Source organism: Mycolicibacterium chengduense (assembly GCF_033741155.1).
In the GTDB taxonomy this organism is placed as follows: domain Bacteria; phylum Actinomycetota; class Actinomycetes; order Mycobacteriales; family Mycobacteriaceae; genus Mycobacterium.
Genome location: NZ_JAWQNH010000006.1, coordinates 78,389 through 89,384 on the forward strand (window position 1 = coordinate 78,389; position 10,996 = coordinate 89,384).

The 10,996-nt window shown below is 68.4% G+C and carries 10 protein-coding genes; 8 read left to right on the plus strand and 2 right to left on the minus strand.

All coding sequences use genetic code 11. From position 1 onward, the window contains the following. Positions 1 to 68: 68 nt before the first annotated feature. Positions 69 to 323 (minus strand): DUF2631 domain-containing protein, encoded by a 255-nt coding sequence (locus SBI67_RS22285; RefSeq protein ID WP_266045999.1) that lies wholly within the window; start codon positions 321 to 323, stop codon positions 69 to 71. Between the two features lie 105 nt (positions 324 to 428). Here SBI67_RS22285 and SBI67_RS22290 point away from each other — a divergent pair, with 105 nt between their 5' ends. Both SBI67_RS22290 and puuE read left to right on the plus strand, forming a co-directional pair. Continuing rightward, positions 429 to 1,898 carry an amino acid permease gene (locus SBI67_RS22290; RefSeq protein WP_318982661.1) on the plus strand — a complete coding sequence of 490 codons (1,470 nt, stop codon included), beginning with the start codon at positions 429 to 431 and terminating at the stop codon, positions 1,896 to 1,898. 74 nt (positions 1,899 to 1,972) lie between these two features. Further along, complete coding sequence (puuE, locus tag SBI67_RS22295; protein ID WP_318982662.1) at positions 1,973 to 2,884, plus strand: allantoinase PuuE; 912 nt, start codon at positions 1,973 to 1,975, stop codon at positions 2,882 to 2,884. 131 nt (positions 2,885 to 3,015) lie between these two features. Here puuE and SBI67_RS22300 read toward each other — a convergent pair whose 3' ends face one another. Then, a complete protein-coding gene (locus SBI67_RS22300; protein WP_318982663.1) occupies positions 3,016 to 3,696 on the minus strand; it encodes a fasciclin domain-containing protein in 681 nt (226 codons plus the stop codon). A gap of 201 nt (positions 3,697 to 3,897) precedes the next feature. Between SBI67_RS22300 and dxr the strand changes: the two genes are divergently transcribed. From dxr to SBI67_RS22330, 6 genes are all read left to right on the plus strand, one after another. Further along, a complete protein-coding gene (gene dxr / locus SBI67_RS22305; RefSeq protein ID WP_318983023.1) occupies positions 3,898 to 5,061 on the plus strand; it encodes a 1-deoxy-D-xylulose-5-phosphate reductoisomerase in 1,164 nt (387 codons plus the stop codon). After that, positions 5,058 to 6,293, plus strand: a complete 1,236-nt coding sequence (locus tag SBI67_RS22310; RefSeq protein WP_318982664.1) for a M50 family metallopeptidase — start codon at positions 5,058 to 5,060, stop codon at positions 6,291 to 6,293. Before dxr ends, SBI67_RS22310 begins: the two co-directional genes overlap by 4 nt. Positions 6,294 to 6,318: 25 nt before the next feature. Then, the gene (gene ispG / locus SBI67_RS22315) at positions 6,319 to 7,488 is read left to right on the plus strand and encodes a flavodoxin-dependent (E)-4-hydroxy-3-methylbut-2-enyl-diphosphate synthase (RefSeq protein WP_318982665.1); all 1,170 of its coding nucleotides are present in this window, start codon (positions 6,319 to 6,321) and stop codon (positions 7,486 to 7,488) included. A 74-nt stretch (positions 7,489 to 7,562) separates the two neighbouring features. Next, positions 7,563 to 8,417: a GNAT family N-acetyltransferase gene (locus SBI67_RS22320; RefSeq protein WP_318982666.1), complete on the plus strand. Its 855-nt coding sequence runs from the start codon at positions 7,563 to 7,565 to the stop codon at positions 8,415 to 8,417. A gap of 71 nt (positions 8,418 to 8,488) precedes the next feature. Then, entirely contained in the window at positions 8,489 to 10,306 is a 1,818-nt protein-coding gene (locus SBI67_RS22325; RefSeq protein ID WP_318982667.1) for a penicillin-binding transpeptidase domain-containing protein, read from the plus strand. Between the two features lie 47 nt (positions 10,307 to 10,353). Continuing rightward, a complete protein-coding gene (locus SBI67_RS22330; protein ID WP_318982668.1) occupies positions 10,354 to 10,965 on the plus strand; it encodes a DUF1707 SHOCT-like domain-containing protein in 612 nt (203 codons plus the stop codon). The last annotated feature ends 31 nt before the right edge of the window (positions 10,966 to 10,996 follow it).

Consider the following 10,996-nt stretch of genomic DNA (forward strand, 5'->3'; position numbering starts at 1 on the left):
CCCGAAAACACCGGCCTGCTGCGGGAAGTGCGAAACCCTTGTTGCGCAACCGCCCCGCGGTCAGATGATCAGCGGTACCAACCGGCGCGGCGGGCCCACCAGTCGCGGGCGACGACGCCAAGGATGGCCACCGCGAAAAGGATCAGGAACACGTCCTCGACGTGACCGACGTGGTTACCGCGCAGCATGCACAGCAGGAAGATGGCCGACAGGATGCCGCCGATGTGGATCCAGGTGTGGTTTTCCTTCGACCAGCCCCACGCGGCGGACGGGACGTCTTCCACATCGACACCGTTATGACGCTCGACCTCGGTGTTGGCCACGGCTGCTCCTCTTCCGTCCAGGTCGGTCCAGACTTTTCTGGCGTCATTCTGGCACACCCGGGCGATCACGCCCGACCGGCCACCCGATGTGGGTACTTTCCCAGGATGGCAGGCAGTCGCGTGAAATCCGTCGAACAGTCCATCGCCGATACCGACCAGCCGGGCGTCCGGCTGCGCAAGGACCTCACCTGGTGGGACCTCACGGTGTTCGGGGTCTCCGTCGTCGTCGGCGCAGGCATCTTCACGGTGACGGCGAGCACCGCCGCCAACATCACCGGTCCGGCGATCTCGGTGTCCTTCGTCATCGCGGCGATCACCTGCGGGCTGGCGGCACTGTGTTACGCCGAGTTCGCCTCCACCGTTCCGGTGGCCGGCAGTGCCTACACGTTCTCCTACGCCACCTTCGGTGAGTTCACGGCCTGGATGATCGGCTGGGACCTGATCCTGGAGTTCGCGATCGGCGCGGCCGTGGTGGCCAAGGGCTGGTCCAGTTACCTGGGCACCGTGTTCGGGTTCGCCGGCGGCACCGCCCGGGTCGGACCGCTGACCCGGGATTGGGGCGCCCTGCTGATCGTGGCGGTGGTGGCCACCCTGCTCGCCTACGGCACCAAGCTCTCGTCGCGGTTCAGCGCGGTCGTCACCGCCATCAAGGTGTCGGTGGTGCTGCTGGTGGTGATCGTGGGGGCGTTCTACATCAAGGCGGCCAACTACATGCCGTTCATCCCCGCACCGGAATCCGGATCCGACGCCGGGACCGGTCTGGATCAGTCGGTGTTCTCCGCGCTCACCGGGGCCACCGGCAGCCACTACGGCCTCTACGGTGTGCTGGCCGGGGCGTCGATCGTGTTCTTCGCGTTCATCGGATTCGACGTGGTGGCCACCACCGCCGAGGAGACCAGAAGTCCGCAGAGCGACGTGGCCAAGGGCATCCTGGCCTCGCTGGCCGTGGTCACCCTGCTCTACGTGTCGGTCGCGGTGGTGCTGACGGGCATGGCATCGCACTCCGAGCTCAAACGTGCCGGCGGCGGGCACCCCAACCTGGCCACTGCCTTCGACCTCAACGGCGTGCACTGGGCGGCCAAGGTCATCTCGATCGGTGCGCTGGCCGGGCTCACCACCGTGGTGATGGTGCTGCTGCTCGGACTGTCCCGGGTGCTGTTCGCGATGTCGCGCGACGGGCTGTTGCCCCGACAGCTGGCCCAGACCGGTGCGCACGGCACCCCGGTGCGGATCACCATCCTGGTTGCGGTGCTGACCGCCGTGGCGGCCGCGGTGTTCCCGATCGGCAAGCTGGAGGAGATGGTCAACGTCGGCACCCTGTTCGCGTTCATCCTCGTCTCGGCCGGTGTGCTGGTGCTGCGCCGCACCCGACCCGATCTGCAACGCGGATTCCGGGTCCCGTGGGTACCGCTGCTGCCGCTGGCCTCGATCGCCGCGTGCCTGTGGCTGATGCTCAACCTCACCGGGTTGACGTGGTTGCGGTTCGGGATCTGGCTGGCCATCGGAGTGGTGGTGTACCTGGCGTACAGCCGGCCGCATTCGCTGCTCGGCCGGCGCCAAGCGGCGTCCCGCTGAGGGTGGCACCGAGATGCGATGACGCGGGGTGGCATGCGACATTAGCTCCGTGAGCGGAGCGTGTGGAGCAAGACATGGCTGACGTCTACCCGCGCGACATGATCGGCTACGGGCCCCATCCACCCGACCCGCGGTGGCCAGGCGGAGCCAGGATCGCCGTGCAATTCGTGCTCAATTACGAGGAGGGCGCCGAGAACTCGGTGCTGCACGGCGACGCGGGCTCGGAGACCTTCCTGTCCGATGTCATCGGTGCGCAGGCCTTCCCGAATCGGCACCTGAGCGTGGAGTCGCTGTACGAGTACGGTTCCCGCGCCGGCCTGTGGCGGGTGCTGCGCGTGTTCGACCGGCGCGGTTTGCCCCTGACGATCTTCGGGGTGGCCTTGGCCCTGGCCCGCAACCCCGAGGCGGTGGCCGCGTTCACCGCTCGCGGTGACGAGATCGCCTGTCATGGGTTGCGCTGGGTGAGCTACCAACTGGCCGACGTCGAGCTGGAACGCGACCATATGGCCCAGGCCGTCGCGCTGCTGACGGAATTGACCGGGGCGCCTCCGCTGGGGTGGTACACCGGCCGGGATTCGCCGCACACGCGGCAGTTGGTGGTCGAGCACGGCGGGTTCCTGTACGACTCGGATTCCTACGCCGACGACCTGCCGTATTGGACGCGGGTCGGGCAACGCGACCATCTGGTGGTGCCCTATACCTTGGACACCAACGACATGAAGTACGTCTCGACCAGCGGATTCCCCAGTGGCACAGAGTTTTTCGACTATCTGCGGGATGCCTTCGACGTGCTCTACGCCGAGGGTGTAGCCGGTGCACCCAAGATGCTGTCGATCGGTCTGCACTGCCGGCTGGTGGGCCGGCCCGCCCGCATCGCCGCGCTGGAGCGATTCCTCGACCACGTGCAGAGCCATGACGCGGTCTGGGTCACCCGCCGGGTCGACATCGCCAGGCACTGGATCGAGCACTTCCCGCCGGGTCAGTGATTTGTGGAGCCGCACCCGTAATGGTTACGGGTGCGGCTCCACAAATCGCAGGGGGGACGAGCGGCGCCCCGCGCGCTGCGGGGGCTGTGCGCGACTGGGGCGCCGCCCGTGGTCTGTTGTGGCGCAGGCGATTACGCCGGCGGCATCAGCACGGTGTCGATCATGTACACCGTCGCGTTCGCGGTCTTCACCCCGCCGCACACCAATCCGGCGTCGTTGACCTTCAGGTCGGGTCCGGCGCCGGTCACCGTCACGGTGCCGCCCTGCAGGGTCTTGTGCTCACCGGCGACCTGCATGGGTCCGGCCTGCCCTTCGACCACGTGGTAGGTCAGGATCTTGGTCAGCAGATCGGAATCGGTCTTGAGCTTGTCCAAGGTGGCGGCATCGATCTTGGCGAACGCCTCGTCGGTGGGCGCGAAGACGGTGAGCCCGGGGTTGCTGTCCAGCGTCTCGACCAGGTTGACGTTGGGGTTCAGTTTGCCCGATAGCGCCGCAGTCAGCGTCGTGAGCTGGGGATTGTGGGAGGCGGCCACGGCGACGGGTCCCTGTGCCATCCCGGCGACCGAACCCGGTCCGGTGGGCACCTGCTGGGCGTAGGCGGCGCACCCGTTGCCGACCAGGCCGGCGGCCGGATCGGCCATGGCCGACGTCGAGGTCGCCGATGGCGACGTCATCGCCATGCTGGTGGACGTGCTCGCTTCGGAAGAGGAGGCGGCGGTGGACGAGGAGTCCTTCGAACAGGCAATGCCGCCGAACAGGGTGAGCGCCGAAAGGCCCACGACCGCCAGGGTTTTCGATTGAGCTCTGGTCATCACTGTCATTACTCGAATCTGTCGGGGAGCGGCCTCCGTGACCGCCCTCACCCTGTTATTCGGCTCCGGTCCCGCACCGGATGGGTCGCTGTCCCGACGGCGCCGCGATAGTGCGGTGACCTCGATACCGAGGTATGCCGGTCTGCGCGGCACAATGGAGCGGTGACGAGACACGGCGGGCAGGCGCGCAGCAACCGCGGAATGTCCGAACGGATTCGGGTTCTGCTGCTCGGCAGCACCGGTTCCATCGGTACCCAGGCACTCGAGGTCATCGCCGCCAATCCGGACCGTTTCGAGGTGGTGGGGCTGGCCGCCGGCGGTGGCAACCTCGACCTGCTGGCCCGCCAAGCCGCCGAGACCGGTCTGCGCAATATCGCGGTCGCCGACCCGGACGCGAATATCGAGGCCGCCTACCGCGGGCCCGACGCGGCCACCCGCATCGTCGAGGACACCGAGGCCGACGTGGTGCTCAACGCCCTGGTCGGGGCGCTCGGCCTGAAACCCACCCTGGCCGCCCTGCACAGCGGGGCCCGGCTGGCCCTGGCCAACAAGGAGTCGCTGGTGGCAGGCGGCCCGCTGGTGCTGGCCGCTGCCGCGCCGGGGCAGATCGTCCCGGTGGACTCCGAGCACTCGGCGCTGGCACAGTGCCTGCGCGGCGGCAGCGCCGACGAGGTGGCCGCACTGGTGCTGACGGCGTCGGGCGGGCCGTTCCGGGGCTGGACCGCCGACGCGCTGGAAAGCGTCACGCCGGAGCAGGCGGGAGCCCACCCCACCTGGTCGATGGGTCCGATGAACACCCTGAATTCGGCATCTCTGGTCAACAAGGGCCTGGAACTGATCGAGACACACCTGCTGTTCGGTATCGACTACGACCGCATCGAGGTGGTGGTGCACCCGCAGTCCATCGTGCATTCGATGGTGACCTTCACCGACGGTTCCACGCTGGCACAGGCCAGCCCCCCGGATATGAAACTGCCGATCGCGCTGGCGCTGGGCTGGCCGGACCGGGTGCCGGGGGCGGCCCCGGCCTGCTCCTGGACCACCGCGTCGACCTGGACATTCGAGCCGCTCGACGCGGCGGTGTTCCCCGCGGTGGAACTGGCGCGCAGCGCCGGTCGGCGAGGCGGCTGCCTGACCGCGGTGTACAACGCGGCCAACGAAGAGGCGGCCGAGGCGTTCCTGGCCGGCCGCATCTCGTTTCCGTCGATTGTGCGAACGGTTGCCGACGTGCTGCACGCCGCAGACCAATGGGCGGCCGAACCCGCTACCGTGGAAGAAGTACTCGACGCGCAGGACTGGGCACGAGCCGCCGCTCAGCGCCTGATCCGCACAGCACCGACGCAGGAGGTCACCGCAGCCCGATGATGTTTGCTATCGGCATCGCGTTGTTCGCGCTGGCCATTCTGGTCTCGGTGGCCCTGCACGAATGTGGGCACATGTGGGTGGCGCGCGCCACCGGTATGAAGGTGCGCCGCTACTTCGTCGGCTTCGGCCCCACGCTGTGGTCGACCATGCGGCCCAACAAACTCGGCTACACCGAGTACGGCCTCAAGGCGGTGCCGCTGGGCGGGTTCTGCGATATCGCCGGGATGACGTCGGTCGAAGAGCTGGACCCCGAAGACCGCCCGCACGCCATGTACCGGCAGAAGGTGTGGAAACGCGTTGCGGTGCTCTTCGCCGGGCCGGGCATGAACTTCCTCATCGGCTTGGTGCTCATCTACGCCATCGCCGTGATCTGGGGCCTGCCCAACCTGCATCCGCCGACCACCGCGATCGTCGGCGAAACGTCTTGTGTTGCACCGCAGATCAGCAAGGGCGGGGACAACCCCTTCGGACCGTGCCCGGACCCGGGGCCCGGGCCGGCCGCGGCGGCCGGTATCCGGCCCGGCGACACCATCGTCAAGGTCAACGGCGCCGACGTGGCGACGTTCGCCGATATGGCCGCCGCCATCCGCAAGTTGTCCGGCCCGATCCCGGTGGTCTACGAACGCGACGGCCAGCGGTTCGCCACCGTCGTCGACGTCGCCAGAACGCAGCGCTACGCCGACAAGGACGCGACCGACACGATCACCGTCGGCGCCATCGGCGTCAGCGCGGCCCAGCCGCCGGGACCCGCCCAGTACAACCCGCTGACCGCGATCCCGGCCACCTTCACGTTCACCGGGGACCTCGCCGTGGAACTGGGTAAATCGCTGGCCAAGATCCCCACCAAGGTCGGCGCCCTGGTGCATGCCATCGGTGGCGGTGAACGCGACCCCGAGACCCCGATCAGTGTGGTCGGCGCCAGCATCATCGGCGGCGACACCGTCGATCACGGCCTGTGGGTGGCGTTCTGGTTCTTCCTGGCGCAGATGAACTTCGTGCTGGGGGCGGTGAACCTGGTCCCGCTGCTGCCGTTCGACGGCGGCCACATCGCGATCGCGGTGTTCGAGAAGATCAGGAACATGATCCGCGCGGCCCGCGGCAAGGTCGCCGCGGCGCCGGTGAACTACCTCAAGCTGATGCCGGCCACCTACGTGGTGCTGGTGTTCGTCGTCGGATACATGTTGCTGACCGTCACCGCCGACCTGGTCAATCCCATCAGACTGTTCCAATAGTCCGACCCTGAAGTTTGGAGATGAAGTGACATCCATCGGTCTGGGCATGCCGGCCCCGCCGGCACCCACCCTGGCTCCGCGTCGCAAGACTCGCCAGCTCAAGGTCGGCGACGTGGGGGTGGGCAGCGACTCGCCGATCTCGGTGCAGTCGATGTGCACCACCAAGACCCACGACATCAACGCGACGCTGCAGCAGATCGCCGAGCTGACCGCGTCCGGCTGCGACATCGTGCGGGTGGCGTGCCCACGCCAGGAGGACGCCGACGCGCTGCCGATCATCGCCAAGAAAGCGAACATCCCCGTCATCGCCGACATCCACTTCCAGCCGAAGTACATCTTCGCCGCGATCGACGCCGGCTGTGCGGCGGTGCGGGTGAATCCGGGCAACATCAAGGAGTTCGACGGCCGGGTCAAGGAGGTGGCCAAGGCTGCCGGTGCGGCCGGCATCCCGATCCGGATCGGGGTGAACGCCGGATCGCTGGACAAGCGGATGCTGGAGAAGTACGGCAAGGCGACCCCGGAGGCGTTGGTCGAATCCGCGCTGTGGGAGGCCTCGCTGTTCGAGGAGCACGGGTTCGGCGATATCAAGATCAGCGTCAAGCACAACGACCCGGTCGTCATGGTCGCCGCCTACGAGCAGCTGGCCGCCCAATGCGACTACCCGCTGCACCTCGGCGTCACCGAGGCCGGACCGGCCTTCCAGGGCACCATCAAATCGGCTGTCGCGTTCGGGGCGCTGCTGTCCAAAGGCATCGGCGACACCATCCGGGTGTCGCTGTCGGCGCCGCCCGCCGAAGAGGTCAAGGTCGGTACCCAGATCCTGGAGTCACTGAACCTGCGCCCGCGCGGTCTGGAGATCGTGTCGTGCCCGTCGTGCGGGCGGGCCCAGGTGGACGTCTACACCCTGGCCAACGAGGTGTCGGCCGGCCTGGACGGGCTCGACGTGCCGCTGCGGGTCGCCGTGATGGGGTGCGTGGTCAACGGGCCAGGGGAAGCCCGCGAGGCCGACCTGGGTGTCGCGTCCGGTAACGGCAAGGGCCAGATCTTCGTCAAGGGCGAGGTGGTCAAGACGGTGCCCGAGGCGCAGATCGTGGAGACGCTGATCGAGGAGGCCATGCGGATCGCCGCGGAAATCGACGGCGCGGCCGGCGCGCAAGGAAGTCCCTCCGGTCCGCCGGTTGTCACCGTAAGCTGAAACCTGGCGCTGTGAGCGGGGTCACCCGGGTCAGGTCAGCCACTCGGTTCGGGAACGTTTCAGAAAGAAGCTCCATGTCGGCTCCGCCCCTGTACCGCCTCACCGACGAGCGCCGTGTGACCGTGGTGCGCGACCTGGATTCGGTGCGCGAGGTCCTCGACGCGGACCCGGTCGGTGCGTGCATGGTGGCGTGCCGGGTGCTCGACCACGGCGTCGACCCGAATGCGATCGGCGGTGAGCTCTGGGCGCGGGGCCGCGCCGCCGAATCCCTGTGCTACGCCGGGGCCAACCTGATCCCGCTGCGCGGCGGACCCGATGACATCGCCGCCTTCGCCGACAAGGCGCTCAGTGCACCGCGGCGATGTTCGTCACTGGTCGGGCGGGCCGAGTTGGTGCTGCCGTTGTGGCAACGCCTCGAGACGGGCTGGGGCGCCGCCCGTGACGTGCGCGACGATCAACCGTTGATGGCATTGTCCGGGCCGCCCCACTGCGCACTGGATCCCGCGGTGCGGCCGGTGCGGATGGACGAGCTCGATGCCTATCTGGTGGCCGCCATCGAGATGTTCATCGGCGAAGTAGGGATCGACCCACGGATGGGCGACGGCGGCCGCGGATATCGGCGCCGGGTGGCCGGCCTGATCGCGGCCGGCCGAGCCTGGGCCCGCTTCGAGGGCGGTGAGGTGGTGTTCAAGGCCGAGGTCGGGTCCCAGTCGCCGACCGTGGGCCAGATCCAGGGGGTGTGGGTACATCCGGCGTGGCGGGGCCGTGGGCTCGGTGCCGCCGGAACCGCCACGCTGGCCGATGCGGTACTGCGCGGCGGCCGGATCGCCAGCCTCTATGTCAACGGGTACAACCATGTCGCGCGCGGCACATACGCCAAGATCGGCTTCACCCAGGTGGGTACGTTCGCGACCGTTCTGCTGGACTGAGCGGCCGATCACGGTTCGGTCTCGGTGCGCCTCCACCGTCTGCGGTTGTCACATCTTTAACATTTGTCTCAATGGCAACGATCACCTCATCAGTCTCGCGCGCGGCCGCGGCCGCGATGGCCGTCGTCGCGACCGCCACCACGTTGAGCGCCTGCACACCCAAGCCGAACGGTCCCGAACCCACCGCCGAAGCGTTCTTCGCCGCCTTGGCTACTGGAAACACCACGGCCGCAGCGGATTTGGCCGATCATCCGGCGCAGGCCCAGGCGGCGCTGAACGAGGCGTGGTCCGGGTTGCAGGCCAGCCGGCTGGACACCCAGATCCTGGGATCGAAGTATGCGGGGGACACCGGCACCATCAAGTACCGCTACAGCTGGCACCTACCCAAGGACCGGGTATGGACATACGACGGCGAACTCAACATGATCCGCGACGAGGGGCGCTGGGAGGTGCGGTGGAGCGCCACCGGCCTGCACCCGCAGCTCGGTGAGAATCAGACGCTGGCGCTGCGCGCCGACCCGCCGCGCCGAGCCTCGGTCAACGAGCGTGGCGGCACCGACGTGCTGGTCCCCGGCTACCTGTACCACTACGCCTTGGACGCACGGGTGGCCGGAGCCGACCTGATGCCGACGGCGCGGGCGGTGGTCGACGCGCTGCGGCCGTTCGACGACACCCTGGATCCGCAGCGGTTGGCCGAGGAGGCGAGCTCGTCGACCAAGCCGCTGGACCTCATCACGCTGCGCAAGGACGACAACGACCGGGTGTCGGCGGCCATCGGGACGCGGCCGGGCGTGGTGATCACCCCGCAGCCCGAGATGATGCCCACCGACGAACATTTCGCGCCGGCCATCATCTCGGAGGTCAAGAAGGCGGTCTCGGCCGACCTGGTTGGGCAGGCCGGCTGGCGGGTGGTCAGCGTCAACCAGAACGGCGTGGACGTCGACGTCCTCAACGAGGTCCCTGGCAACCCGGCCCCGTCGATCACCATCAGCCTGGATCGCGCGGTGCAGAACGCCGCGCAGGACGCCGTGAACATGGTCGGCAAGAAGGCGATGATCGTGGCGATCAAGCCGTCGACGGGGGAGATTCTGGCGGTCGCCCAGAACCCCGCCGCCGACGCCGACGGCCCGACGGCCACCATGGGGCTCTACCCGCCGGGATCGACGTTCAAGATCGTCACCGCCGGCGCGGCGGTCGAGCGCGACATGGCGACTCCGAACACCCTGCTCGGTTGCCCCGGCACGCTGGAGATCGGCCACCGGGTCGTCACCAACTACAACGCCTTCGATCTGGGCACCGTGCCGATGTCGCGGGCGTTCGCGAACTCGTGCAACACCACCTTCGCCGAATTGGCCAGCACCATGCCGCCGCGCGGCCTCACCCAGGCCGCCGCCCAGTACGGCCTCGGCTCGGACTTCGTGGTGGACGGCATCCCGACGGTCACCGGATCGGTTCCGCCCACGGTCGACCTCGCCGAGCGCACCGAGGACGGTTTCGGCCAGGGCAAGGTGCTGGCCAGCCCGTTCGGGATGGCGTTGGTGTCGGCCACCGTCGCGGCCGGGAAAACACCGGTGCCTCAGCTCATTCTGGGCCGGCAAACCCAGGTGACCGCCGCCGGGACACCCATCTCGGACAAGATGCTGGACGCCGTGCGGCCGATGATGCGGCTGGTGGTGACCAACGGCACCGCCAAGGAGCTCAACGGTCTCGGCGACGTCCGCGGTAAGACCGGTGAGGCCGAGTTCAACGGCGGCTCGCATGCCTGGTTTGCCGGATACCGCGGTGACCTGGCGTTCGCCGCCCTGATCGTCGGCGGCGGCAGCTCGGAGTACGCGGTGCGGATGTGCCGGGACATGCTCAAGGGCCTGCCGCCGGACTATCTGGCTTGAGTGTCTGAGACCAGACCTCGGTAGCCTGGATGCCGGAGGACACCACCATGACAGGCCTTGACGACCACGCGCCGCTGCGCGTCTCGGACGCCGACCGCAATGGCACGCTGCGGCGGTTGCACAATGCGGTGGCCCTGGGGCTGATCGATATCGGCGAGTTCGAGGAGCGCTCGGCGCTGGTCTCGGCGGCCCGGTTGCATACCGATCTGGACCAACTCGTCGGTGACCTGCCCGGTCCCGGCGCGATTGTCACCTCGGCGGCCGACCGGATCGAGCTGCGCGGTGTGCTGGGTTCACTGAAACGACACGGCGAGTGGGTGGTGCCCAGCCGGCTGGCCCTGCACCGGCGGATGGGCTCGGTCGACCTCGACCTGACCCGCGCCCGGTTCGCGGGACCGATGATCGTGGTCGAACTCGATCTCAAGTTCGGCGGGCTGGATATCCGGTTGCCCGACGGGGCCAGCGCGTCCATCGACGATGTGGAGGTCGTGGTGGGCAGCGCCACCGACCACCGCAAGGACGCCCCGGCCGAAGGCACCCCGCATATCGTCTTCACCGGCAAGGTGGTCTGTGGGTCGGTGGACATTCGCGGTCCCCGACGCTCCTGGGTGCCGCCGCGGTTGCGCAACGTCCCGGGGGTTCGACCGCCGCGCCGGTGAGGATGGCCTGGCCACCGCCGATGCCAATGGT

What these genes read in the sequence shown, in the direction of transcription:
- SBI67_RS22290 (WP_318982661.1), top strand. Translation starts at nt 429, where the DNA reads ATGGCAGGCAGTCGCGTGAAATCCGTCGAACAGTCCATCGCCGATACC.
- puuE (WP_318982662.1), top strand. Translation starts at nt 1,973, where the DNA reads ATGGCTGACGTCTACCCGCGCGACATGATCGGCTACGGGCCCCATCCA.
- SBI67_RS22300 (WP_318982663.1), bottom strand. Translation starts at nt 3,696, where the DNA reads ATGACCAGAGCTCAATCGAAAACCCTGGCGGTCGTGGGCCTTTCGGCG.
- dxr (WP_318983023.1), top strand. Translation starts at nt 3,898, where the DNA reads ATGTCCGAACGGATTCGGGTTCTGCTGCTCGGCAGCACCGGTTCCATC.
- SBI67_RS22310 (WP_318982664.1), top strand. Translation starts at nt 5,058, where the DNA reads ATGATGTTTGCTATCGGCATCGCGTTGTTCGCGCTGGCCATTCTGGTC.
- SBI67_RS22320 (WP_318982666.1), top strand. Translation starts at nt 7,563, where the DNA reads ATGTCGGCTCCGCCCCTGTACCGCCTCACCGACGAGCGCCGTGTGACC.
- SBI67_RS22325 (WP_318982667.1), top strand. Translation starts at nt 8,489, where the DNA reads ATGGCAACGATCACCTCATCAGTCTCGCGCGCGGCCGCGGCCGCGATG.
- SBI67_RS22330 (WP_318982668.1), top strand. Translation starts at nt 10,354, where the DNA reads ATGACAGGCCTTGACGACCACGCGCCGCTGCGCGTCTCGGACGCCGAC.